Annotated in this window: 23 protein-coding genes and 1 pseudogene; 9 read left to right on the forward strand and 15 right to left on the reverse strand. The window is 34.1% G+C overall.

All coding sequences use genetic code 11. The features are described 5' to 3' along the window. Positions 1-36: 36 nt before the first annotated feature. On the reverse strand, positions 37-360 hold the full coding sequence (locus P8625_RS14535; protein ID WP_279651158.1) for a hypothetical protein: 324 nt from the start codon (positions 358-360) through the stop codon (positions 37-39). A 59-nt stretch (positions 361-419) separates the two neighbouring features. Then, positions 420-1,310, reverse strand: coding sequence for a LysR family transcriptional regulator (locus tag P8625_RS14540; RefSeq protein ID WP_279651159.1), 891 nt, complete (start codon positions 1,308-1,310; stop codon positions 420-422). Between the two features lie 77 nt (positions 1,311-1,387). Between P8625_RS14540 and hutH the strand changes: the two are divergent. From hutH to P8625_RS14565, 5 genes and pseudogenes are all read left to right on the forward strand, one after another. After that, positions 1,388-2,879, forward strand: a pseudogene (hutH, locus tag P8625_RS14545) (histidine ammonia-lyase). Between the two features lie 15 nt (positions 2,880-2,894). Further along, on the forward strand, positions 2,895-4,889 hold the full coding sequence (locus P8625_RS14550; protein WP_279651160.1) for a urocanate hydratase: 1,995 nt from the start codon (positions 2,895-2,897) through the stop codon (positions 4,887-4,889). A gap of 11 nt (positions 4,890-4,900) precedes the next feature. Then, complete coding sequence (locus P8625_RS14555; RefSeq protein WP_279651161.1) at positions 4,901-5,452, forward strand: DUF4136 domain-containing protein; 552 nt, start codon at positions 4,901-4,903, stop codon at positions 5,450-5,452. 85 nt (positions 5,453-5,537) lie between these two features. Then, positions 5,538-5,708 carry a DUF5522 domain-containing protein gene (locus P8625_RS14560; protein ID WP_279651162.1) on the forward strand — a complete coding sequence of 57 codons (171 nt, stop codon included), beginning with the start codon at positions 5,538-5,540 and terminating at the stop codon, positions 5,706-5,708. Between the two features lie 53 nt (positions 5,709-5,761). Continuing rightward, positions 5,762-6,466 carry a DUF4197 domain-containing protein gene (locus P8625_RS14565; protein WP_279651163.1) on the forward strand — a complete coding sequence of 235 codons (705 nt, stop codon included), beginning with the start codon at positions 5,762-5,764 and terminating at the stop codon, positions 6,464-6,466. A gap of 126 nt (positions 6,467-6,592) precedes the next feature. On the opposite strand, the gene P8625_RS14570 is transcribed toward P8625_RS14565, so the two are convergent. From P8625_RS14570 to P8625_RS14590, 5 genes are read right to left on the reverse strand one after another with little or no spacing between them, the layout of a single operon-like run. Beyond that, positions 6,593-6,988 carry a hypothetical protein gene (locus tag P8625_RS14570; RefSeq protein ID WP_279651164.1) on the reverse strand — a complete coding sequence of 132 codons (396 nt, stop codon included), beginning with the start codon at positions 6,986-6,988 and terminating at the stop codon, positions 6,593-6,595. 8 nt (positions 6,989-6,996) lie between these two features. Next, positions 6,997-7,761, reverse strand: a complete 765-nt coding sequence (locus P8625_RS14575) for a class I SAM-dependent methyltransferase (RefSeq protein ID WP_279651165.1) — start codon at positions 7,759-7,761, stop codon at positions 6,997-6,999. Continuing rightward, complete coding sequence (locus tag P8625_RS14580) at positions 7,728-8,486, reverse strand: DUF2071 domain-containing protein (RefSeq protein ID WP_279651166.1); 759 nt, start codon at positions 8,484-8,486, stop codon at positions 7,728-7,730. Before P8625_RS14580 ends, P8625_RS14575 begins: the two co-directional genes overlap by 34 nt. Before the next feature lies 1 nt (position 8,487). After that, positions 8,488-8,865: a DoxX-like family protein gene (locus tag P8625_RS14585; protein ID WP_279651167.1), complete on the reverse strand. Its 378-nt coding sequence runs from the start codon at positions 8,863-8,865 to the stop codon at positions 8,488-8,490. Between the two features lie 43 nt (positions 8,866-8,908). After that, positions 8,909-9,415, reverse strand: coding sequence for a GbsR/MarR family transcriptional regulator (locus P8625_RS14590; RefSeq protein ID WP_279651168.1), 507 nt, complete (start codon positions 9,413-9,415; stop codon positions 8,909-8,911). A gap of 122 nt (positions 9,416-9,537) precedes the next feature. Here P8625_RS14590 and P8625_RS14595 point away from each other — a divergent pair, with 122 nt between their 5' ends. Further along, on the forward strand, positions 9,538-10,020 hold the full coding sequence (locus P8625_RS14595; protein ID WP_279651169.1) for an RNA polymerase sigma factor: 483 nt from the start codon (positions 9,538-9,540) through the stop codon (positions 10,018-10,020). Further along, positions 10,004-10,621 (forward strand): hypothetical protein, encoded by a 618-nt coding sequence (locus tag P8625_RS14600; protein WP_279651170.1) that lies wholly within the window; start codon positions 10,004-10,006, stop codon positions 10,619-10,621. The genes P8625_RS14595 and P8625_RS14600 overlap by 17 nt, the downstream gene beginning before the upstream one ends. 98 nt (positions 10,622-10,719) lie before the next feature. On the opposite strand, the gene recQ is transcribed toward P8625_RS14600, so the two are convergent. Further along, positions 10,720-12,825, reverse strand: a complete 2,106-nt coding sequence (gene recQ / locus P8625_RS14605) for a DNA helicase RecQ (RefSeq protein ID WP_279651171.1) — start codon at positions 12,823-12,825, stop codon at positions 10,720-10,722. Positions 12,826-12,917: 92 nt separating this feature from the next. Here recQ and P8625_RS14610 point away from each other — a divergent pair, with 92 nt between their 5' ends. Together P8625_RS14610 and P8625_RS14615 are read left to right on the forward strand one after the other, a co-directional pair. Beyond that, the gene (locus tag P8625_RS14610) at positions 12,918-13,532 is read left to right on the forward strand and encodes a TonB-dependent receptor plug domain-containing protein (protein ID WP_279651172.1); all 615 of its coding nucleotides are present in this window, start codon (positions 12,918-12,920) and stop codon (positions 13,530-13,532) included. Between the two features lie 456 nt (positions 13,533-13,988). After that, complete coding sequence (locus P8625_RS14615) at positions 13,989-15,254, forward strand: transposase (protein WP_279651173.1); 1,266 nt, start codon at positions 13,989-13,991, stop codon at positions 15,252-15,254. A 178-nt stretch (positions 15,255-15,432) separates the two neighbouring features. Here P8625_RS14615 and P8625_RS14620 read toward each other — a convergent pair whose 3' ends face one another. From P8625_RS14620 to trpD, 7 genes are all read right to left on the reverse strand, one after another. Further along, positions 15,433-18,603, reverse strand: a complete 3,171-nt coding sequence (locus P8625_RS14620; protein WP_279651174.1) for a S41 family peptidase — start codon at positions 18,601-18,603, stop codon at positions 15,433-15,435. A 179-nt stretch (positions 18,604-18,782) separates the two neighbouring features. Continuing rightward, positions 18,783-19,061 carry a hypothetical protein gene (locus P8625_RS14625; protein ID WP_279651175.1) on the reverse strand — a complete coding sequence of 93 codons (279 nt, stop codon included), beginning with the start codon at positions 19,059-19,061 and terminating at the stop codon, positions 18,783-18,785. A gap of 82 nt (positions 19,062-19,143) precedes the next feature. Continuing rightward, positions 19,144-19,914: a tryptophan synthase subunit alpha gene (gene trpA / locus P8625_RS14630; RefSeq protein WP_279651176.1), complete on the reverse strand. Its 771-nt coding sequence runs from the start codon at positions 19,912-19,914 to the stop codon at positions 19,144-19,146. Positions 19,915-20,115: 201 nt separating this feature from the next. Further along, positions 20,116-21,297 (reverse strand): tryptophan synthase subunit beta, encoded by a 1,182-nt coding sequence (trpB, locus tag P8625_RS14635; RefSeq protein ID WP_279651177.1) that lies wholly within the window; start codon positions 21,295-21,297, stop codon positions 20,116-20,118. A 53-nt stretch (positions 21,298-21,350) separates the two neighbouring features. After that, positions 21,351-21,989, reverse strand: a complete 639-nt coding sequence (locus P8625_RS14640; RefSeq protein WP_279651178.1) for a phosphoribosylanthranilate isomerase — start codon at positions 21,987-21,989, stop codon at positions 21,351-21,353. A gap of 86 nt (positions 21,990-22,075) precedes the next feature. Beyond that, positions 22,076-22,864 carry an indole-3-glycerol phosphate synthase TrpC gene (gene trpC, locus P8625_RS14645; RefSeq protein WP_279651179.1) on the reverse strand — a complete coding sequence of 263 codons (789 nt, stop codon included), beginning with the start codon at positions 22,862-22,864 and terminating at the stop codon, positions 22,076-22,078. A 120-nt stretch (positions 22,865-22,984) separates the two neighbouring features. Beyond that, positions 22,985-23,971 carry an anthranilate phosphoribosyltransferase gene (trpD, locus tag P8625_RS14650; RefSeq protein WP_279651180.1) on the reverse strand — a complete coding sequence of 329 codons (987 nt, stop codon included), beginning with the start codon at positions 23,969-23,971 and terminating at the stop codon, positions 22,985-22,987. Positions 23,972-23,987: the final 16 nt, after the last annotated feature.

A 23,987-nucleotide genomic window follows, 5' to 3' on the forward strand; every position in this document is an offset into this window, starting at 1 on the left:
ACGGAAATCTTAAAAAATAGCAGGATGTTTTAACAATTATAAATACCAAAGGAATGCCCATCTTTTTCGAGAGGCGATATATTCTAAGTTATGCTCATTTTGATAAGCTTCTCGTTCAAAACTTAAATTTTTGTATGCTTTGGATGTCTTTCGATATATAAGTAATCTGATAAACCATTCTAAAAAATAAAGGAGATAAAAGAAAATGATTAGTAGCTCTCGTTGTTGTTGTAAGTGAATTTTTTCATGATTTATCAAAATAGGATTTCCTTTTAAATCTTCTCTTTTTAAAAAGATAAAAGGATACAAGGTCAATCCAGCAAAGCCTCTAGGTATGATATGTTTTGAAATAAAAATCATGTACTATTGAGTAGCAAAAGCTATGGTGGTAAAAGTAGGCAATTAATTATAAACTAGGCTTACTTCATTGTTACTATTGTGTTAATCAGCGTGTTTAAAAGTGGGTTTCTGTTATGTGTATTCCATACAACTGATAAGGTGGTGTGTTGTTTAATATCGGTGAGTTCGATGAATTGAACATTCATATCATACCCCTGTTGTAGTGATTTAGGAACGATGGAGAGTCCGAAATTATTTTCTACCAATTTGTATATAGAAGCTGCATGAATGGTAAGATGCGATATGATAGGTGTAAAGCCGCTATCGGTGAAAATTTGCATTACTTTTTCATGATAAGACGGACTATAGGAAGGGTCAAACAAGATAAAAGGTTCGTTTTTTAATTGATTTAAGTTTTTGAAATTAGAAGCGTTTATAGGGTGGTCTTTGGGTAAAACCAAACAAAAATTTTCTTTCAATATAGGTTGAATATTCAATCCCCTGGGCACACTGTCTAGCCGAACAAAACCAACATCAATTTTTTGATGTAGTAAATTTTCAATTTGTTTTTGATTGTCCATTTCTTTTAAACCAAACTGTACATTTGCATGCGTTTTTTTGAAAGCAACTAATAATTTTGGAATTATTTCTTGCATGGCAGAACCTACATATCCAAATTCTAGTTTTCCGCGCTTACCTTCTTGTAGCAATTTTGCATGCTGAAAAATAGTATCTAAATTTTTAAGATTTCTGGTTAACTCGTCTTTTAGGTACACCCCTGCGGGTGTGAGTATTACTTTTCGGTTATGTCTTTCAAACAACTGAATTTCTAAATCAGCTTCCATTTGTTTTATTTGTCTACTCAAACCTGGCTGCGAGATGAATAATCGTTCCGCAGCTTTTCTAAAGTGCAATTCTTCTGCAACCGCTAAAAAATAGCGAAGGTGTCTTAATTCTAATTGATAACTCATAGTTATTAATAATTGACTGAAATAGTATTAATAAGCATCAAAAATAGAAGTAATTTTGTGAAAAACGAAGGAATAAAATGTTTAAATACGGAATAGATCACTTAACAGTAACTAAAGTAATTGCAATAGCAAACGGAGCATTAGAAGCCGTAATTACTGAAGAGGCGAAAGAGAAAGTAACGGTATGTAGAAAGAAGGTAGAAACCATGGCAAATTCAAATGCTGCGGTTTACGGAATTAACACAGGTTTTGGACCTTTGTGCGACGTACAAATTACGCCAGAGGAAACGAGTAAATTGCAAGAAAATTTGCTCATTACTCATGCGGTAGGGGTAGGGAATCCTATAGATAAAACCCTATCTAAAATAATGATGATATGCAAGGTACATGCCTTATGTCAAGGTTTTTCAGGGGTGCGACTCGAATTGATTGAACGTATTGTGTATTTTATTGAAAACGATTTGCTACCTGTAGTTCCAGAGACAGGGTTCTGTGGGAGCATCGGGAGATTTAGCACCCTTGTCACATTTATTTTTACCCTTGTTAGGTGAAGGTGAATTCTGGATACACGATACAATTGTACCAGCTAAAGAAGTGTTAGTAAAGCATGACTTACGTCCGTTAACACTCATGGCAAAAGAAGGATTAGGGTTAATCAATGGCACTCAATTCATCTTGTCTCATGCGATCGTAGGATTAAAAAAGATGGAATACCTACTAGATTTAGCAGATGTAGCAGGAACGATGAGTTTAGAAGGATTTCAAGGAAGTGCTTCTCCTTTTAGAGAAGAATTACATACCATTAGACCTTTTAAAGGAAGCTTAAAAGTAGCCGCACGTGTACGAATGTTACTCAAAGATTCTCAAAATTTAGCCAATCACTTTGAGTGTAAACGAGTGCAAGATCCATATTCAATTCGATGTATGCCCCAAGTACATGGAGCCTCGAGAAATGCTTACGAACACTTAAAAGAATTGGCAGTAATAGAAATGAATGCCGTAACAGACAATCCAATTGTATTGAGTGAAACGGAAGCTATTTCGGGCGGAAACTTTCACGGACAGCCTTTAGCGATGGCATTAGACTACGCTTCTATTGCAGCGGCTGAATTAGGAAATATTGCTGACAGACGTTGTTATTTGTTACTAGAAGGAAAATACGGATTGCCAAGGTTGTTAACAGAAGCAGGTGGTTTAAATTCAGGCTTTATGATTCCGCAGTACACTACAGCAGCTTTGGTAACAGAAAATAAATCGTTGTGTTTTCCGCCTTCGGCAGATAGCGTGCCCACATCCTTAGGTCAAGAAGACCATGTATCTATGGGAAGTATTTCTGGAAGAAAATTCAATCAAATTTTAGGAAATTTAGACAAGATTTTAGCGATTGAATTGATGTACGCAGCACAAGCGATGGAATTTAGACGTCCGAATACCTTTTCAGCAATTATTGAAGAGAATTTCACATTAATACGAAACAAAGTAGCGAAGTTAGAAGAAGACCGTGTGCTTAAAGACGATATCAATACGTTGGTGAACATGGTTAAAAATCAAGAATTTAGAGTAGTATAATTTAAAAAGATGATTATGACTTTTAAAGAACAGATAAAACAAGGAATTCCACAAGTATTACCTCCGAAAAAGGAATACGATACTGCCATAAATCATGCCCCAAAACGTAAAGAAATTTTAACTGATGAAGAGAAGCAATTAGCATTAAGAAATGCTTTACGCTATTTTGATAAAAAGCATCACGAAGAATTACTGCCTGAATTTAAGGAGGAATTAGAAAAGTATGGTAGAATTTATATGTATCGCTTTCGTCCTGATTATAAAATGTATGCACGTCCGATTGACGAGTATCCGGGTAAGTGTGAGCAAGCCAAAGCAATCATGGTAATGATTCAAAATAATTTAGATTATGCCGTAGCACAACATCCGCACGAATTAATTACGTATGGTGGAAATGGTGCCGTATTTTCGAATTGGGCACAATACTTACTAACCATGAAGTATTTGTCTGAAATGACTCATAAGCAAACCTTGGTCATGTATTCAGGACATCCAATGGGACTATTTCCATCGCATAAAGATGCACCAAGAGTGGTGGTTACCAATGGAATGATGATTCCGAATTATTCCAAACCAGATGATTGGGAAAGATTCAATGCTTTGGGGGTAACACAATACGGACAAATGACTGCGGGGAGTTACATGTATATTGGTCCGCAAGGAATTGTTCATGGAACTACGATTACCGTGTTAAACGGATTTAGAAAAATTGGAAAATCACCTAAAGGAAATCTATTTGTTACTGCAGGTTTGGGCGGAATGAGTGGGGCGCAACCCAAAGCAGGAACTATTGCGGGTTGTATTACGGTTTGTGCTGAGGTGAATCCGAAAATAACGCAGGTTCGTTTAGATCAGGGTTGGATTGATGAAAAGATGACCGATTTAGACGCTTTAGTAGCACGTGTTCGAGAAGCAAAAGAAAAGCAAGAGGTGGTTTCGTTAGCTTATTTAGGAAATGTAGTAGATGTTTGGGAGAAATTTGCAGAAGAAGAGGTGTATATCGATTTAGGCTCCGATCAAACTTCGCTTCACAATCCGTGGGCAGGAGGTTACTATCCTGTTGGGATGTCGTTTGAAGAGTCAAACGAAATGATGGCGAACAATCCCGAACTGTTTAAAGAGAAAGTACAAGAAACGTTACGTCGCCATGCCAAAGCAATAAACAAACACACAGAAAAAGGAACCTATTTCTTTGATTACGGAAATGCTTTTTTACTAGAAGCGAGTAGGGCAGGAGCAGATGTCATGAATCCGAATCCTACCCTGGGAAGAGAATTCAAGTACCCTAGTTATGTACAAGATATCATGGGACCGATGTGTTTCGATTATGGTTTTGGTCCTTTCCGTTGGGTATGTACTTCGGGAAAACCAGAAGATTTAGCGAAAACAGATGCTATTGCTTGTAAGGTGTTAGAGAAAATCATGAAAAAATCTCCTGAAGAAATCCAACAGCAAATGGCAGATAACATTCGGTGGATTAAAGGGGCACAAGAGAATAAGTTAGTCGTAGGTTCGCAAGCACGTATTTTATATGCTGATGCTGAAGGACGTATAAAAATAGCAGCAGCTTTTAATAAGGCAATAAAAAAAGGAAAAATAGGTCCAGTAGTTTTAGGTCGTGACCATCACGATGTTTCTGGAACCGATTCTCCATACCGAGAAACATCTAATATTTATGATGGGTCTCGTTTTACAGCCGATATGGCAATTCATAATGTAATAGGCGATAGTTTTAGAGGAGCTACGTGGGTCTCTATTCACAACGGAGGTGGTGTAGGTTGGGGTGAAGTAATCAATGGCGGATTTGGCATGCTTCTTGATGGTACTAAAGATGCATCAAGACGTCTAAAATCAATGCTTTTTTGGGATGTAAATAACGGAATAGCAAGACGAAGCTGGGCAAGAAATGAAGAAGCAGTTTTTGCCATTAAGCGTGCAATGGAAGCTGAGAAAAAATTAAAAGTAACACTTCCAAATCTAGTAGATGATGCATTGTTTAAAAAAATATAAATTCTAAAAAAATGAAAAAAATAAGATTACTTTTTTTACCAGTAGTAGTACTGCTTATCACTTCGTGTAGTTCAGTAAAAGTAATGACCGATTACGATACGAAAGCTGATTTTAAAGACTACAAAACATTTGCGTTCTACAAAACAGGAATAGACAAAGCTCAAATTTCCGATTTAGATAAAAAGCGTATTATGCGAGCTATTGAAACGGAATTGTTAGCAAAAGGAATGACAAAATCAGCCACTCCAGATGTATTGGTAAGCTTGTTTACGAAATCGAGAGAACGTATCAATATAAATGATAACAATTATGGCTGGGGTATGGGCTACGGCTGGGGTTGGAATCCTTGGATGTGGGGAGGAGCTAATCGTTTAGACGTAAATCAGTATACCGAAGGAACTTTGTTTTTAGATATTATTGATGCAAAAAACAAAGAATTAGTATGGCAAGGAATAGGAACAGGTGCACTAAGTTCGAGTACTAGCATGGAGCGTAAAGAAGAAAGGATAAAAGAATTCGTAGCCAAAATTATGGCGGAGTATCCACCTAAAGCTAACAAGTAATAAGTTTCTTTTTTAAAAGAATAGCCAATACGTTAAACAGAAATATACATGCTGTTTAACGTATTTTTTATGATATTTGTATTTTATGAAGCAGAATATAATAAAACCTACTCCCGATGAATATTATTTAAACGAGCAGGGATATCGGGTTTTTAAAGAGGCGTACCATTTGCGAAGAGGTTATTGCTGTAAAAGTGGATGCAAACATTGCCCTTATGGGTACGATAAAAACACCGATAGCTTTAAAAAAATGTGACAATATTTAATTTATTGTTTCAAAAAGATATATAGAATTAAACAGAACAAAAAATGAAAAAAATAGCAGTATTTTTAATAGCTCTTGCCTTTACAGGGTGTGCAGAATTGCAGAACGTAATCAATCAATTACCACAGGGAGGATTAACACAGGAACAAATAGGAAGTGGTTTGCGTCAAGCTTTAGACAATGGTATTCAGCACCAAGTAACCAAGTTAACTTCAAAAGATGGGTTTTATAAAAATGATTTGGTAAAAATTTTGTTACCAGAAGAACTACAAGCAGTTGACAAAGGATTACGCAGTATAGGTTTAGGTAATTTGGCAGATGAAGGGTTGAAAGCGATTAACAGAACAGCAGAAGATGCTGTAAAAACAGCGACGCCTATCTTTGTAAATGCAGTAAAGGAAATTACTTTTAACGATGCAAAAAATATTTTATTAGGAGCAGACAATGCTGCTACCAATTATTTACAAGGAAAAACAACTTCAGCGCTGTATAGCGAATTTAATCCTGTAATTAAAAACTCGTTTGCAAAAGTAGGGGCAGACAAAATATGGTCTAACATCATATCTAAGTACAATAGCATCCCATTTGTAAATAAAGTAAATCCAGATTTAACAGACTACGTGACAACTAAAGCTTTAGAAGGAGTGTTTACTATGATTGCTGTTGAAGAAAAAGGAATTCGTGAAAAAGTAGGATTACGTGATACTCCATTGTTACGTCAAGTGTTTGCTTTACAGGATAATAGATAGTAGAATTTTTAAGAGTATACAACAAAAAAGCCTCTTAACAAACAACTGTTTGTTGAGAGGTACTATATCACTATAGGTGTAGAATTCAATCTATAAGAATTCTCAAAGGCTTTCAATAAGGACTACTTACTTAAAAAATATACTCCAAGTCACAGTAGTAACATATATCCAAAAGCATGTGAAAAATATATGAATAAAAGTTTCAAAGGTTTTACCTTTCCATAATTTTGGAGAATACACAAATAGTTGCATGAACAGCCTAATAGACCAAAAAATTGCAAACCCAAACATCATCTTTTTACCGAGGTTTGTTTCTATTAAGTCTTTCCCTCCTACAACAAAAATAACTCCCATTAAAAATACTGTTAGTGCAATAAAAAAAGTATGTACTACCATCATTTGTTTGTTCATTAAACTAAGCTGATTTAACTCTTTTTTCCAATTAAAATACGTTGGAAAAGCAATGTGTATCAATGCTAGAACAATTAGCATATACCCGATGATTTTTAAGTGAATTTCCATAATGATTTCTAGTTTTTATTATTATTTTCAAGTACAAATACCGATACAAACGGTGTAAATTTTATTTCTTCTTTTAGTTTCAGATTTGCCTTTTCAAATACATTTTTCCATGTTTTTTTTGAAAAAAAATGTGTAAATCCAATTGAAAAAGCTAAGAAATTTGGTACATCTCTAAGGTGTTCAACAACTAAAATTTTTCCACTATTTTTTAAAACTCGAGAACACTCTTTAAAAAAAGTTATTTTCTCTTTATTAGACCTAATTTCATGTGCTGCTGACAATAAAAAGAGAAAATCAACACATGTATCTTCTAAAGGAATTTTACTTGTATTTATTATGTTGGTATTTGGATATACGCTGCTTACTTTTCTTGCTATTTTTATAGCCTGCTCTGTATGCTTCATCTCATCGTAGAAATCAAAAACTTGTAAGTTTGATTCTTGAAACTTTTCCTTTAAAATGTAACTCGTCTCATCAAAACCTGCATTCATATTGACAATTTTACTACCAACCGATTCTCTCAAATTCAGCTTATCAATCCAATTAAAATCATAATATCTACTAAAATCATATACATACGCTGATACTACCAAAGGTGCTACTAAGCCGTAGGTAAAAGCTATAACTAAAAACCATTTTAGAGAATGATTATAGGTAAATAAGTATTGACTTAAAACCACGAATCCCAAACCTATCAAGCCTATGCTATAAAAATGCCTATTAAAACTAAGTATGTTTACTACTCCTTGAAATTTTCTTCTTCTTTTTTCCATAATTCAATTTTCCCTTTTTTCCAGTAATACGGAACGTTTTTAATACTAAATGAGTTAGCAACTCTCACATTTGTTAATCCAAGGTCTTTTATAAATGAAAAATTATAATCAACAATTTTAATAGGCATTGGTTTCCAATTATTTCGCACTCCTTCTATAATTAATAGTTCTTTTTTATCTCCTTTATACGTAAAGGTGAATGGCAAAGGTCCTGCAAACCTTCTAGCTTCTTTCCAGCTAGAGAAAGGTGAATCTTTTGGAAGCGATACATTACTTGACTCATCATAAACGAAATAAAAAGCTGATTTTTTTGAATAAATACTCTTATGATTACCTCGCTTTACTTGATTGATATCTGAAGTGGTGTAATTGTAATGAGTAAATACATTACCAGCTATTTTCATTCTTTTACTATCCGTTTCCGATTTTAAAATATACAGTCCTCTTAATTTTTTCCCTTTTAAATTGGTATATCGTACAAAAACACGATAACCAATTAAAAAGAAATCATTTCCTAAGATTTTAGGAAAACCTTTCGGTCTTAAATCCTTAGTTTGTACCATGGCTAAAGCTAAAAAAGCCCATTGATTATTAAAAGTATCAAGTTCCAAACATTCCGGAATTAGGTCTTCTAGGTCTTCCTTTGGAACGGCAAATGTTACCACAACCGAACTTTCGAAAAATGCCTCGACTGCAAATGGGTGATTTTTTAACGATACTATCATTTTATGCTATTTTTTTAAACCGAAACTCATTTACATAAACTGTAAACACAAACAAGAGTGCAAAAACTATATTGAATTTTCCCCACAGCAATGCGTCAGGTATTAGGATAATTTCGATTATATTCATCAGCATAACAATTGTAATTTGTGTTATTGCATTCAATTTTGATTGATATTTGGATATTATCCATATCAGCATAACAATTTCCAGTATTCCAATGATGATAGTTAACTCTCTTGCGTAATTACTATCAATTATTTTTCCTAATATTTCTTGATGCCTTGGAACGAGGTTAAGAATTTTACAAAAGAATCCGTTTATCAACCAAACACAAGCAATTAATAATGTTGACACTTTATGTAAATACTTTTTATTCATTTTAAATTTTCAGAAATTTTTGAAAGTTTGTATGCAAATTTTTTTACTTTTTAATCATTTTGGTAAAGTTAGATAACAACCAATGTTCATCTGCTTTAATAGCTTTTTCTAAAATTCCATTGACTGTTTTGGTTACAGAAGATAAATCATTCATCACTTTTTTAAAGGCTGCTGCTTCTTCTGAAGTGTCGTTCACCTCTTCTTGTAATTCATCTAACACCTTTAAAACCGGTTCTATCTCTCTTTTCTTACGCTCTTTTGTTATTTGTTTAAAGAGTTCCCAAATATCTTTATCAGCAACAAAAAATTCCTTACGCTCTCCTACCACAAACTCTTTGCTTACAATTCCCCAATCAATTAAAGCACGTACATTCATATTCACGTTCCCTCTAGAAATTTGTAGGGTTTCCATAATTTCATCGGCAGAAAGAGGTTTGGTAGAAACTAACAATAGCGCATGTACTTGTGCCATGGTCTTGTTAATTCCCCAGTTGGTCGCTAAACTTCCCCAAGTATGAATGTATTTTAATTTTGCGTCTTCTAATTTCATACCACAAATATATAAAAATTTATTAAACTTTCAATAATTATTGAAAATAAAATATTTTAAAAATTTATCTATTCTCTTGTAATAATTTTACTTTTCAGAATACCTATCAAGAAAACTAAATTTTGAGTAACGATTTTTATACAACATCCATTCTACCTTACGCAGGCATCATTATTAAAATATGTAGGGCGTACACAGACTCTCAAGAAGATTTTGAAGATTTTTATCAAGAGGCTTGTTTACAAATATGGAAAAGTAGAGATGCTTTTCAGCACAAGTCGAAATGGTCTACTTGGATTTACAGAATTACGCTAAACATATGTTTAACCTTAGCTAAAAGAAATGCTAAAAAGGAATATTCTTTAGAAAAAACTCCCAATTTATCGGAGGACAATAAAGCGTTTCAAAACGAAGATTTAAACTTGTTATACGATGCTATTAAGAGATTATCTGAAGTCGACAGAGCGATAATTTTACTGCATTTAGAAGAAAACCCTTACAAAGAAATTGCTGCGATTATTGGAACTAGCGCTAACAATATTGCAGTTCGCATTAACAGAATTAAAAAACAATTAAAAATAGTATTAGATGGAAAAATCAATTGAAAAAAGATGGAATGAAGCTTTTATAAATGAACAATCATTAATAGCTCCAAAAATCAACAATATATACAATCAGAAATCTAAATCGGTCATTCATAAAATTAAAAGAACGTACGAGTTTGATAACAAGGGGTTACTTCCTATGGCAGGAATTGTTCTTATTGGGGGCATCCTTTTATCAGAAACGATTATTGGTGCATACGGTACTTTTCTAATCTTATGCTTGTACTTTTTTAACTCGAGATTGCTAAAAAGGTTTAACACTATTGATGTAAAATCTGACAACTTAACTTATTTAAAAAACTATAGAAGCGTAATTAACTCAGTATCGAAAGCTACAAAAAAGTTATTTGTTTTTGCTATTCCTTTAGCAATTGTATCAATTTTTGCAGTAGCTTATGAGGTAAAAGAGCAAAGTTTTTTATCGAAATTCATTTCAAAAGATTCTTCTTTCTTAGATATTTTAGGAATTGGACTTATCGTAGCAATTGCAACAGGAGTCATTGGGTTTGTTGTATACAATATCTCAACTAGAATATTATATCACAGTCTTACATCAAAATTAGATGATATTATTAAAGAAATGGAAGCATTGAAGGCTTAAAAGTATGAAACATGAATCGTCATTGCTTTTAAAACCAAGTTACCTTAACTTGATAAACTAGAAAACCAATGCATAAACCTATACAGTAATGGCGATTTTTACTTCTTTTTTTGCAAAATAGTTAATCCTACCCGTATTTTTTCATACGGTACTTGCTCTCCGAGAAATTCAAAATAGGGTTTTAAGGCGGTTTCATTTTTCAATACTTTTTTGGCATTGGCTATCAAAGACAAGGTATCTGCCTCAATAAATTCATCTAAACTCACGTCTTTTCCTTCTAAGTATAACTTCGACAAATGAGAAAAAATAGTGGTAGGTTTAAGTCCACGACTTTCAGCTATCTCTTCGACTGTAAAACCTTCTTTATACAATTGAAAGGTTTCTAAAGTTGTATCTTTTTTAGTACGCTTCTTCTCGCTTAAGAAAGTTTTAATTTCTTCCATAAACTCTGCCCCATACACTTCTAATTTTCGTTGCCCTACACCACTTATTGCCAAAAATGCTTCGTCAGACAAAGGTCTATCTCTTTCTATTTCTCTGAGTGTAGCATCGTTAAAAACCAAATAAGCAGCGATATTTTCTTCTTGAGCAATTCGATAACGTAATCTTCGTAAGCGTTCGAATAGGCTATCGCTAACTTCTTTCTTCCTCCTTTCTTTTGTAGCTTTTGTTGTTTCTTTTTGAACTGCTATTGGTGTGGTTAACTGCACTTTCTCCCCTTCAAAAAGCACTTTACTTGAAAAATCTGTAAGTTGCAAACTGTTATTCAAATGAAAAGCAATTTGACAATAGCCTTGGTTGGTTAACTGAATAATATAATGTTGCCAATCTCTCCATGAAATTTCTTTTCCTACTCCGTATGTTTTTAGTGTGTCGTAGCCTTTGTCTAAAACGGTAGCATTTTTGGCACCACGTAGCACATCAATAACCGTCCCCATTGCCTCCTTTCCCTGCAATCGATATAGGGCAGACAATGCTTTTTGTGCTATAATAGTTCCATCGAAAAATTGCGGAGGATTTTTACATACATCACAATTTCCGCAGTTTTCTTCTATTAATTCTCCGAAATAGCTCAATAATATTTTTCTTCGGCAAACCGTAGCTTCAGCAAATTGCTTCATACGTTCAAGCTTAGCTTCTTGAACTTCTTTGTTACTGGTGTTTTCTATAAACTGACGTAGTTGAATGACATCGGCATAGCTATGAAATAATACCGCTTTTGCAGGTAAACCGTCTCGACCTGAACGCCCAATTTCTTGGTAATAACCTTCGATATTTTTAGGCATATTGTAGTGAATTACCCAGCGTACATTCGACTTGTCAATTCCCATTCCAAAAGCAATGGTAGCACAAATCACCTCACAATCATCTTTAATAAACGCTTCTTGAGTTTTGGCTCTTTCTTCAAAAGATAATCCCGCATGATATGCCTTTGCATCAATATTGCTTTGTTGTAATTTATTGGCCAATTGTTCTGTAGCTTTTCTACTCAAACAATAAACAATTCCTGCTTCATTGGGTCTTCTTTGAATAAATTTAATTATTTGTTGTACTCTATTGTTTGCAGGACGTACCTCTAAAGCAATATTTTCTCTATTAAAAGAACTTATAAATTGCGTTGCGTTGGGTATTGCCAATTGCTCTAAAATGTCTTGTTGTGTTGCTTTATCAGCCGTAGCAGTTAAGGCAACAATCGGAACTTCTGGCAAGGATTTTTTTAAGAATGAGAGTTGTTTATAAGAAGGACGAAAATCGTGTCCCCAAGCAGAAATACAATGCGCTTCATCAACAGCAATACAGCTTATATAAGATGGATACAACACATTTTGAAGCAATGATAAACTTTCGGGCGCAACATATAATAGTCTTATGCTTTTAGAGGCTATTACTTCAAATACTTGTTGCTGCTCTTCTGTTGATTGACTGCTATTAAAAAAAGTTGCAGGAATTCCGTTGGCTTTTAAACTATCTACTTGGTCTTTCATTAAAGCTATTAGTGGCGAAATGACCAATGTAACTCCTTCAAAAAATAATGCGGGTAATTGGTAGCATATAGACTTTCCTCCCCCCGTTGGCATAATAACCAGGGTATCTTTTTTTTCTAATATATTTTCAATAACAGCTTGTTGCTGTAAACGAAAACTATCATATCCAAAATTGGTCTTTAATTTTTCTAACAATTCTTGTTCTGTAACCTGCATCATTTGGTAAAAATAAGGAATAATAAAAGTTAAATGTCTATCTAAAAAACTAAGAGTTTATTTTTTTTCATATATTGTGTGGTAAAACTAATATTATGAAAAAAATTGTATTCTTATTTATTATTTCTTTAACTTTTAACTTATCTGCTAGCTCTCAAACAAAAAAACTAGTTATTAAAGTTACTGATGAAAATAATAAACCGATCCCTGGAGCCATCATTCTTTTTGATAACGTAAGACAAAAGAGTTGGACCAATTCTAAAGGTGTATTTAAAACAAAAATAGAAGAAACTCCTGAAGAAATAAGTGCTTTTTCTCCAAAAATAGGAATAGGAAAAGTTAAGTATAGTGGACAAGAAGTTGTTCACTTAAAAATATTAAAGGGTAAAGACAAAAATCTCATTTCTGTAGAGGATCAACACAATAACGTTACTGCAAATGCTTTTCAATATAGGAATATCTATGACTATTTAGTAGGTAAAGTTCCTGGGGTTAATGTAGTCGGTACTAGTATTATGATACGTGGAGTAAATACTGTAAATGGAAGTACAACACCTTTATTCGTATTTAATGGTACTATCGTTAGTCAGAGCTATTTTGGGCAAATTGTGCCAACCGACATAAAAAGTGTAACAATACTTAAAGGACCAGAATCTGCAAAATATGGAATCAGAGGGGCTAATGGAGTTATAGAAGTAACTAGTAAGTAGAAAACGTTAGTATCTCACTATAATATTTGTATAAAGTTTAAAACTATCGGGGTTAAAATCCTTGATAGTTTTTTAATGTTGATCCACTAATGAAAAAATAAGATTTTTTTAAACGATGTCTTTTCAAAACAGTTCAAAGCACGAAAAAGACCATCCTCTTTTCTGAAATCCATACAAAAACAAGATATTGAAAAAATATTGAAAGGAAAGTTCGTTGGCAATAATTATCTAAGAGATACTTTTAAATGGGCACTTTCATAAAATAGAAATTCCTTGTTTTTACAGGGGATTTGTTGTGCCTTATCTTCAAAACAAACCCCGAAAATCACCTAAAAAGGCAAAAAACGGGGTTTTGACATTACTTAATTATGAAAATACGAAGAATTTCTGAAATGCAACACCGTATTTCAATTTTTTCCCCTAAGCGAGAATTATGATGCTCATTATGCACGTTTTTTGGAGGGAGATTTAGGCAAAATCCATGCTGCTATTCCTTGGGATGATTTGGTAAATACTTTTGGTATCCATGAACAATCAACAGGGCGAAACTATCTTTTTAGTCCTAAAGGGAGGCTTGGTTTAATGTTTTTGAAGCATTACGCTAATTGTTCAGATAAGAAATTAATAGAGCAATTAAATTCCAATCTTGATTATCAATTTTTTTGTGATGTTGAACTAGGATTTGAACGTTTGACCAATAAAATAGTAAGTCAAATACGTTGTGAATTATCAGAGAAATTAGAGATTAGTTCAGTTGAGAAAGTTCTTTTTTCTTTTTGGAAAGGTCAAATAGAGAGCGCCAATCAAATAGTTATGGATGCAACTTGTTATGAGAGTGAACTATCTTATCCTAGCATTCAAAAATTACTTTGGCAGTCTGTGCATTGGCTTTATAAACAACTACAAAAAACCTGCTCAGTGTTAGGAGTTAAAATGATTCGAAGTAAGTATTTGAAATGGAAGAAACGTTATCAAGGGTTTAGTAAAATGCGAAGAAAAACCAAATCAAAACGAATCTCATTAACTAGAGCATTATTAAAATTACTATTGAAGTTTATCAATTTTGAAAAAGAACTACAAATCCATTCTAAACTAGAGTTTACCCCACAATATTATAAGAGAATAGCTACAATTCAAAAGATTTACGAGCAACAAAAGCATCACTTTGATACAGGAGAGAAAATAAAGGATAGAATTGTGAGTATTCATAAGGATTATATTCGTCCTATTGTCAGGGGAAAAGAAGTAAAACCTGTTGAATTTGGAGCAAAAGTGAACAAAGTTCAAATAGACGGGATTAGTTTTATAGAACACATCAATTTTAATGCTTTTCACGAGGGAAATCGTTTTATACAAACGGTTCAAAAAGTGCAAGGATTAACTCGAAAGAAAGTAAAAATAGCTGGAGCAGATAAAATTTATGCCACCAATAAAAACAGAAAATACTGTAGTTCTAAAGCTATACAAACAGACTTTATTCCTAAGGGGAAAAAATCTAAAAACCACAAAGAAAAACAGAAACTTAGAGCTATTATTTCCAAAGAAAGAGCTACAAGATTAGAAGGGTCTTTTGGTAAGGATAAAGAACATTATCATTTAAAAAAGATAAAGGCTAAAACTAAAAAAAATGAGATTCTTTGGATTTTCTTTGGAATACACACAGGGAACGCACTTGAAATTGGTCGTAGAAAAGCGAGAGAAATAGACAAAAAAACAGCCTAATTTTAAAGCCCAAAAATAAGGTTAATGAGAGAGGTATGTCTTGTCGGATCTTTTTCCTAAAATTTTACCTTGAAGAAACTCAAAAAAGCCACTAAAATCAAAAATCGGGATTAAATTTGTAAAATTCGAATACCGATTTTTCTTAAATCTCAGAAAACAATCTGTTTTCTGAAAGTGCCTAGTTAATTTCTTGTAACAATACCTGAACTGCTTTCTGTAATTGTGTATCTTCTACTCTATCTTTCCATCCAGGTGCATTTTTCACTAAGTAATCGGGTACGGCAGGAGCTTCATTTTCCATATTTTTTCCAGTCTTTTTTACATACCAGGCTCTAAAAGGCATCCTTATGAATCCGTTTTGGAGGTTTTTACCCCCCGTTGAAATTACAGCCCCAAAAGTTGGTTGCCCCACTAACTTTCCTAATCCTAAATTCTTAAAAGCATGTGAAAATATTTCGGCATTAGAATAACTATTTTCATTACATAAAGCCACCATGGGTTTTGTGTTTACCGACAAAATAGCGCGCTCGTTAAACGGATAGTTGTCTTTAAATTTTTGATGATTCTTTAAACTTTTTGCCGCTCCTCTTGGAATCGTATAAGCATGCTGATCTACATTTAGTACTGCCATTAAGCGATCAGTGGTCCAACCACCACCATTGTAGCGTACATCAATGACAATTCCTTTTTTACCATAACCACTAGCTTTTAGTTCTCTTTCAAAGCGTTCAAAACTTGGCATATTCATACCTCTTATATGGATGTATCCAAGCTGACCATTTGAATATTCATCAACTAATTTTTTTCTGGAGTTTACCCAAGCTTCGTATTGTAAGGTGTTCAAGGATTTTTCTGGTCGAAGTATCAATTCTTTCCCTTCTTTAAGACTCAATAAAATTTCCTTTTGCTGTGTGTTCTTTAGTAAGCTGTAGAAATTTGTGTTCTTATCAATTTGCTTTCCATTGATGGCAGTAATGACGTCACCTATTTTCAATTTACTGGTAGATTTATCTGCTACAGAATTGGGTAAAACGTATACTATTTTCGCTCCATTTTCAGTATTCACAACTTCCAAACCTAACAATCCTATAGCATCGCTTGTATTTCTAGGTGTGCTTCCTCGATATCCCATATGACTTGCATTTAACTGTCCTAATAGCAAGTTAAACATGTACTCGTAGTCTTGATGTGTAGTTGCAGATAACACCCAGGGTTTGTATTTCTTTACGAGATTCTCCCAGTTGTAACCGTGAAATTCTGGATCATAAAAACCCGCTGTTAAGGCACGAATTCCTTCTTCAAATACTTGTTGATACTCCAACTTGGTATGGGTGGTATAAGTAGCTCTATGCGGTAATGATGTTACCTTATCTGATTTTGTGTTTAATTCTGCTAATTTACCTCTTGTGGTAAAGTATATTTTCCCTTTCGTATCGGTGAAGTTTCGTCCCCCTATAATTCCCTTTACTAATTTCGGTTCACTACCATCCCACTTAATTTTGTAGGTACTTCTTTTATCGGTAGCAGGATTGGTTGCTGAAAAGTAAATAAAATTGCTATCGGCACTAAATACGGGGCTCGATTCATTATCTTGTAAGGAAGTTACTTGTACTAGGCGATTGTAAATTTTATCTTCCTCTATGGTAACCACCACTTTTTTCTCTTTTTTCTTTCCTTTCTTTGCACCTTTATCTTCAGAGGGCTCTTCCTTCTTCTCGGGGTAATAAGAACCTTCTTCATGATCAAGTTTCGACTTTTCCCAATCAGTTTTGGTTAACCAAACCATCCATACATCGTAATTGATTCCACTTCTATTGGATAAAAAAGCGAGTTTTTTTCCATCAGCACTCCAAACTGGATTACGATCGCTTCTGGGGTGCATAGACACATTCATTTTATTAGAAGGATTTTCTACAGATTGAATAAAAATTTCGCTGTCGAAGTTTAGATCTTCTTGCGAATAGGCAATAAACCTGCTATCTGGACTCCATGAAACCCCTTCTGCTGGTGCCCAAGAATCAGAATACACTTTAGCATTTGTTAGCTTTCCTTTTTCAACATCAGCAATCATTAAAATTCCTCTTCCAACTTGATAGGCAATTTTTTTCCCGTTTGGTGAAACCAATGAGCGTTCAATATCTTTTTTACTATTGGTGAGTTTTGAAACTTTGGTTTTCAAACTACGGTATAATCCTACTAGAGTATCTGTAGAAACTGCACTATACAATTGATAAACTCCCTCTCTGTCAGAAGAAAAAACAACTGTTTTGTCATCTATCCATTGCGGGTTGATATCTCTATACGGATGCTTGCTCACATTGTTTGAGCGTTTCTTTTCTTTATCATTTTCTTTTACAAAAATTTCTCCATTAATTTCTAGTGCTATATTTTTTCCGTCAGGTGAAATTGCATAATTGCTAATGTTTTCTGAAACTGTTTTGGTTTCTTCTTCTGCAAAACGATTGTCTGAAACGATATGTAAATTAATCTTTTGGGAGTTTCCATCCTCTAATTTAAAAACATCGGCTCCACGAGTATATACGATCATACCTCTATTACTAACTGAAAATGTTTGTACACCATCTTTGATTTCATTTGTTAACTGTGTAGCTGTATTTACAGCTGTTCCATTTGCTGAAATGACTTGCTGGTAAATGTTATAACGGCCACTTTTTGCACTTATATAATATAAATTTCCCGCTGCATCCCAAGCTGGTGAGTGCTCATTCTTGTTACTGGTTGTAACTTGATGATATTCATTGGTCTCTGTGTTATAAATCCAAATATCACGCTGTGCAGAACCCGAATAATCTTCACGAGCTATTCTACAAGCACCTTTGGTAAAAGCTATGAGTTTTCCATTTCGAGATACAGACGCCATGCTTCCATAGGCAGTTAATAGTCGGGTTGGGGTTTCACCTTCTTCACTAACTTTATAAATCTGTTGATCCCATTCTGGACCTCTTAACACGCGACTTGTGGTGAATATAATATCTCCTTCTTTTGTCCAATCTGTCGGAATATTAGTTGTGGGATAATATGTTAATTGCTTTGGCACTCCTCCGTCAATTGAGGTTATAAAAACATTATCGTTCCCTTTTCTATCAGAAGAGAAGGCAATTTCAGTTCCTGTTTGATTCCAAACAGGATTGCTTTCGTAACCTTTATGAATAGTTAACCTTTTAGTTTGCTGATTCTTGAAATTGTACAGCCAGATATCGCCATAATAACTAAATGCCATTTGTGATGCATCTGGACTGATAACAGGTTTTCTTATTAAAGTATGTTGTGCCAATAAAATGTTACTGGTGAGCAGTACAACAAGTACGAATACGATTTTTTTAGTCATGTTCCTTGATTTTAAATGACCAAATTACTTTATTATGACTAAAACTCTAGTAAAATTAGGAATATATTAACAATTTTTAAAAACTCTCTTTAAATCAACTTTTATTGAACCAAAAAAACAAGTGCGAATGATAATATTCCTAAAATCGTAGTGAACCAGCCCATTTTTCTTGACTTAATTCAGCCTGACAAAGACACCATGGCTACGATTGAAGTGATTCCTAAAAAAACAACGCCGCTAGCCACTCGTGCTTTAAAAAACCTACTTTCTTTAAAAACTAATAGATAACCTTCTGTAGTCATCATTTTAAAAGTGGTATTCACGATAATGGCCACGATAAAACGTAACACCGAAAATGTTACTAGGGTAAAAATCATGTTTACAAGTTTATCTGATGAATTATGAACTAATAACGTCGCAACTATTGTGATCGAAAAACCTGCTAGTAAAGAATTCATTACCAAAAATTGAGTTGCAAATTCGTTCCAGTAGCTATACTATATATCCTACATGACACTATAATTAGTAGTTTTGGTAAACTTAAACTCTCTTTATCGAATTTACAAATCTATCAATTCCTTTAATTCCATTCCTGTCAAGTTGTTTGATAAATGCCGACCCAATAATAGCCCCGTTTGCATACTCACAAGCCGTTGTAAAAGTTTGGTTATCTGAAATACCAAAACCCACAATTAGCTTACTTTTTAAATTCATTGCTTGAATTCTTTTAAAGTAATTGATTTGTTCTTCGGAAACCTCTCCTTTGGCACCAGTAATGGAGGCGGAAGCCACTACATAGATAAAGGCATTGGTCAAATTATCAATCTTACGAATACGTTCTTCGGATGTATGTGGTGTAATTAAAAAAACATTTGAAATTCCATAAGTATCGAATAACTGCTGATAGTGACTTTCATATTCTACCATGGGTAAATCAGGAATAATTACCGTGTCAATGCCACAATCCTTAACTTTTTGACAGAATGTATCTTCTCCATATTTAATCATCTGATTCAAATAGCCCATCAACACCAAAGGAGTGGAATTTGAATCTTTAATCGCTGCCAATTGTTGAAAAACCACATCGAGATTCATGCCGTTTTTTAGTGCTACATCGCTACTATGCTGAATGGTTGGTCCGTCAGCTAATGGATCAGAATAGGGCAATCCGACTTCTATAAAATCTACTCCGCTATTACTGAGTTCAGCAATAACTTTTGTGGTGTCGTTTAGTTTTGGAAAACCTGCTGTAAAGAATATTGATAGCAAATCGTTTTCCTTTTGATTGAATATTTGTTGAATTGAGTTCATTTTTTTACAGTTTTGTCAGTTTGAGTGATTTTCTAATTTAGGAGAAATTTATATCGAGAACTTGTTGCATATCATCTTGATTCAAACTTGTTCGTTCTTCAAAAATTCACTCGATGTGACATTTTATTGTGTCATTGCGAGGAATGAAATGACGTGACAATCTCTACTTTGAGGTTCCTTCACTTCGTTCGGAATGACGAATTACTCTAAATGTTTAATATACGTTTCTAAATCTTTATCGCCTCTACCTGATAAGTTTATTACCACCACTTGATTTTTTTGCAAATCCATTTTTGACAATACAGCCAAGGCATGTGCTGTTTCTAAGGCAGGAATAATCCCCTCTATTTTTGTCAATTCATAAGCGGCGTCTAGCGCTTCTTTATCCGTGGCATTCATAAATGTTGCGCGCTTGGTTTCGTGTAAATAAGCATGCAACGGTCCTACACCCGGATAATCCAATCCTGCTGAGATGGAATAAGGCTCTACAATTTGTCCGTATTCATCTTGCATTAAAATGGTTTTACTTCCGTGAATCACCCCTACTTCTCCTAATTGTGAAGTTGCGGCACTTTCTCCTGAATTTACTCCTAGCCCTGCGGCTTCTACGGCTATCAATTCAACTTCTTCATCGTCTAAATAATGATAAAAAGCCCCAGCGGCATTGCTTCCTCCACCCACACAAGCAATGATGGTATCAGGATTCTCATTTCCCGTTTGTTCTTTTAATTGTACTTTCATTTCTTCTGAAATTACCGCTTGCAAACGAGCTACCATGTCAGGATACGGATGTGGTCCTACTACAGAACCGATCAGATAGTAGGTGTCTGGATGTTGAATCCAATAACGAATGGCTTCATTCGTAGCATCTTTCAGTGTTTTACTCCCACTAGTAGCCGGCACTACTTTGGCTCCCAACATTTTCATGCGAGCTACATTCGGTGCTTGACGTTTGATATCGGTTGCTCCCATAAAAACAATACACTCTAACCCCATTAAAGCACAGACTGTTGCCGTGGCAACCCCGTGCTGACCAGCCCCTGTTTCTGCCAAAATTTTAGTCTTGCCTAAATGTTTGGCTATGAGAATCTGACCAATGGTATTGTTTACTTTGTGTGCCCCTGTGTGATTTAAGTCTTCTCTTTTTAAATAAATCGTAGCTCCGTATTTTTCTGATAATCGTTTTGCTAAATACAACGGACTCGGGCGTCCAACATAATGCTTTAACAAATCTTTGTATTCCTTTTGAAAAGAATCGGATGCTATAATTTGTATATAATTATCTTCTAACTCTTTTACGTTTGGATATAACAATTCAGGAATAAAAGCTCCTCCAAATTGTCCGTAATACCCGTTATTGTCTGGTTGAAATTTTAATTTCATCTTTAATAATATTTCGTCATTGCGAGCATAGCGTGGAAATCTTATGATAAAGATTACGTCACCTCGTTTGTAATGACAGCTTTTTTAAACTTTCTAATTTTTTCTACTGATTTTACTCCTGGTTTGATTTCAAACTTACTGTTTATATCGATAGCATAACAACATTCAGATGCTGTTCCTGTAAAGAACAGCTGTAATTCGTCTATTTCTTCTAAACCCATTCCGCCACTCAAAAAAAATGGTTTTGTTGAGTTGTAGTTTTGTAAAACTTCCCAATTAAAGGTTATGCCATTTCCTCCTCGTTCTTTTCCTTTGGTATCAAACAAAAAGTAATTGACCACTTCTTCATAAGGTGCTAAAACCTCAAAGTTGAATTCGTCTTTAATTCCAAATACCTTTATAATTTCTACTTTAGGTAAATGTGCTTTCAATTTTTGAATATAGTCAACCGATTCATCTCCATGTAACTGAACTGCTTCTAACTGATATTCTTCAACTAAAGAAACCACAATCTCTAAATATTCATTTACGAAAACACCTACTTTTTTAACCCCATTAGGTAACTTCGGAATGATTCCTTCAAAATTTCTTGGTGATTTTTCATAGAAAATAAACCCTAAATAATCGGGCTTCACTTCAGCTACTTGCTGAATATTTTCTATAAACTTCATGCCGCAAACTTTTAGTTTCATCTTTTTTATATTTTGTCATTGCGAGAGCATAGAAGCAATCTTTAAAATTAAAAGATTCCTTCATGTTGTTCGGAATGACGCTTTTTTTATCTAATTTGATCAATAAATTCTTGACAAGCCTGCCCTGGGTTTTCTGTTTTCATAAAGTTTTCACCTATTAAAAAACCATGAAAACCATGTTCTTTTAATCCTGTTATGATTCTTGGGTCAGAAATTCCGCTTTCAGAAACTTTTACAACAGTATCGGGTATTTGATTTGCCAAGTTTATCGAGTGCTCTAAATCTACTTCAAACGTTTTTAAATTTCTATTGTTAATTCCTATGATTTTATTATCGACATCTCCAATTTTATCTAAATCTTCCTGTGTATGGATTTCATACAACACTTCTAAGCCTAAATCGGTGGCTAACTGTCCGTAATTTTTCAACTGTTCTGCTGTTAAACAAGTAGCTATTAGCAGCACCACATCGGCGCCAATTGCTTTAGCTTCTACAATTTGAAATCCATCAACAATAAAGTCTTTTCTTAAAATAGGTTTTTGTTCGTTAATGGCTCTTGCTTCCATCAAATCTGCCATTGTTCCTCCAAAAAATGAGGTATCGGTTAAAATTGATTGTGCCGCTACATTCGCATCTAAATATCCGTTGGTTACTTCGGTAACCGTTGCTTTGTCATTGATAATTCCTTTGGAAGGTGATTGACGTTTGAACTCTGCTATGATTCCTGTTGAATACGGTTCTAACAACGATTTTTTTAAGGAAAATATTTCTCTTTTAAAATTCGGACTCTCCACTAATTTCTTAACTGGTACTTCTGCTTTTATTTTGGCTACTTCCTGCTTTTTAAAGGCTATTATTTTATCTAAAATAGTCATCTTATATTTTTTTGCTATTACGAACTAAGTGAGGTAATCTAACTTATCTTCTTTTACTGAAAGATTCCTTCACTACCACTTCGACTGCGCTCAGTGTCCGTTCGGAATGACGGTTTTATTTTAATATACTAATTTTTCTAACGATGTTTTCGCTTTCAATCCTAAGAGGGAATCTTTTGCTTCTTCAAAAGCGATTTCAAAACTCTTGTTTTTGTCGAACGTTTTTAGGGCAAATGCCGCATTGGTTAATACTACATTGTTTTGGGCTGCTGTTCCCTTTCCGTTGATGATGTTCACAAATATATCCGCCGCTTCTTCAACATTATTTCCTCCGAAAATAGCGGATGGAGAAATTTGTTGTTGTCCTAAATCAGCTGGAGAAATTTGTTGTTCTGCCTGTTGGGTAAACAATTTAAAATCTCCTGTTAATGAGATTTCATCGTATCCGTCTAGTGCATGCACCACTCCATAGTTTACATTTGATTGCTGAAGCATATAATTGTACACCCTGGCAACCTCTAAATTAAATACGCCTACCAATTGGTTTTGTGGTTGACTTGGATTTACTAACGGACCTAACATATTAAAAAATGTTTTCACGCCTAATTCTTTTCTAATAGGGGCTACAACTTTCATCGCTGGATGAAATAACGGTGCATGTAAAAAACAAATGTTTGCTTCCTCTAACTGATGCTTTAAGGTTGATTCATTATTTGTAAACTTGTAGCCTAAAAACTCTAACATATTTGATGACCCCGAAGCAGAAGACACTCCGTAATTACCATGCTTTGCAACCTTATGCCCTGTTCCTGCTACAATAAATGATGTTAAGGTTGATATATTGAAAGTATTTTTTCCATCACCTCCAGTGCCACATAAGTCAATGGTATTAAAGTCTGATAAATCTACTTTTATGGCCAATTCTAATAAGGCTTCTCTAAATCCTGATAATTCATCTACCGAAACCGGACGCATTAAAAACACCGTAATAAAGGCAGCTATTTGTGAAGTATTGTATTTTTCTTGGGCAATATTTATCAATACTTCTTTCGATTGTTCTTTCGTCAATCTTTTTTGTTCAAAGAGGGTGTTTAGTATTTTTTTCATGTTGTTCATTTAGTCA

Source organism: Tenacibaculum tangerinum (assembly GCF_029853675.1).
Taxonomy (GTDB): domain Bacteria; phylum Bacteroidota; class Bacteroidia; order Flavobacteriales; family Flavobacteriaceae; genus Polaribacter; species Polaribacter tangerinum_A.

Coding starts and splice junctions, on each gene's coding strand:
- P8625_RS14535 (WP_279651158.1), bottom strand. CDS start 360: ATGATTTTTATTTCAAAACATATCATACCTAGAGGCTTTGCTGGATTG.
- P8625_RS14540 (WP_279651159.1), bottom strand. CDS start 1,310: ATGAGTTATCAATTAGAATTAAGACACCTTCGCTATTTTTTAGCGGTT.
- P8625_RS14550 (WP_279651160.1), top strand. CDS start 2,895: ATGACTTTTAAAGAACAGATAAAACAAGGAATTCCACAAGTATTACCT.
- P8625_RS14555 (WP_279651161.1), top strand. CDS start 4,901: ATGAAAAAAATAAGATTACTTTTTTTACCAGTAGTAGTACTGCTTATC.
- P8625_RS14560 (WP_279651162.1), top strand. CDS start 5,538: ATGAAGCAGAATATAATAAAACCTACTCCCGATGAATATTATTTAAAC.
- P8625_RS14565 (WP_279651163.1), top strand. CDS start 5,762: ATGAAAAAAATAGCAGTATTTTTAATAGCTCTTGCCTTTACAGGGTGT.
- P8625_RS14570 (WP_279651164.1), bottom strand. CDS start 6,988: ATGGAAATTCACTTAAAAATCATCGGGTATATGCTAATTGTTCTAGCA.
- P8625_RS14575 (WP_279651165.1), bottom strand. CDS start 7,761: ATGGAAAAAAGAAGAAGAAAATTTCAAGGAGTAGTAAACATACTTAGT.
- P8625_RS14580 (WP_279651166.1), bottom strand. CDS start 8,486: ATGATAGTATCGTTAAAAAATCACCCATTTGCAGTCGAGGCATTTTTC.
- P8625_RS14585 (WP_279651167.1), bottom strand. CDS start 8,865: ATGAATAAAAAGTATTTACATAAAGTGTCAACATTATTAATTGCTTGT.
- P8625_RS14590 (WP_279651168.1), bottom strand. CDS start 9,415: ATGAAATTAGAAGACGCAAAATTAAAATACATTCATACTTGGGGAAGT.
- P8625_RS14600 (WP_279651170.1), top strand. CDS start 10,004: ATGGAAAAATCAATTGAAAAAAGATGGAATGAAGCTTTTATAAATGAA.
- recQ (WP_279651171.1), bottom strand. CDS start 12,825: ATGATGCAGGTTACAGAACAAGAATTGTTAGAAAAATTAAAGACCAAT.
- P8625_RS14610 (WP_279651172.1), top strand. CDS start 12,918: ATGAAAAAAATTGTATTCTTATTTATTATTTCTTTAACTTTTAACTTA.
- P8625_RS14620 (WP_279651174.1), bottom strand. CDS start 18,603: ATGACTAAAAAAATCGTATTCGTACTTGTTGTACTGCTCACCAGTAAC.
- P8625_RS14625 (WP_279651175.1), bottom strand. CDS start 19,061: ATGAATTCTTTACTAGCAGGTTTTTCGATCACAATAGTTGCGACGTTA.
- trpA (WP_279651176.1), bottom strand. CDS start 19,914: ATGAACTCAATTCAACAAATATTCAATCAAAAGGAAAACGATTTGCTA.
- trpB (WP_279651177.1), bottom strand. CDS start 21,297: ATGAAATTAAAATTTCAACCAGACAATAACGGGTATTACGGACAATTT.
- P8625_RS14640 (WP_279651178.1), bottom strand. CDS start 21,989: ATGAAACTAAAAGTTTGCGGCATGAAGTTTATAGAAAATATTCAGCAA.
- trpC (WP_279651179.1), bottom strand. CDS start 22,864: ATGACTATTTTAGATAAAATAATAGCCTTTAAAAAGCAGGAAGTAGCC.
- trpD (WP_279651180.1), bottom strand. CDS start 23,971: ATGAAAAAAATACTAAACACCCTCTTTGAACAAAAAAGATTGACGAAA.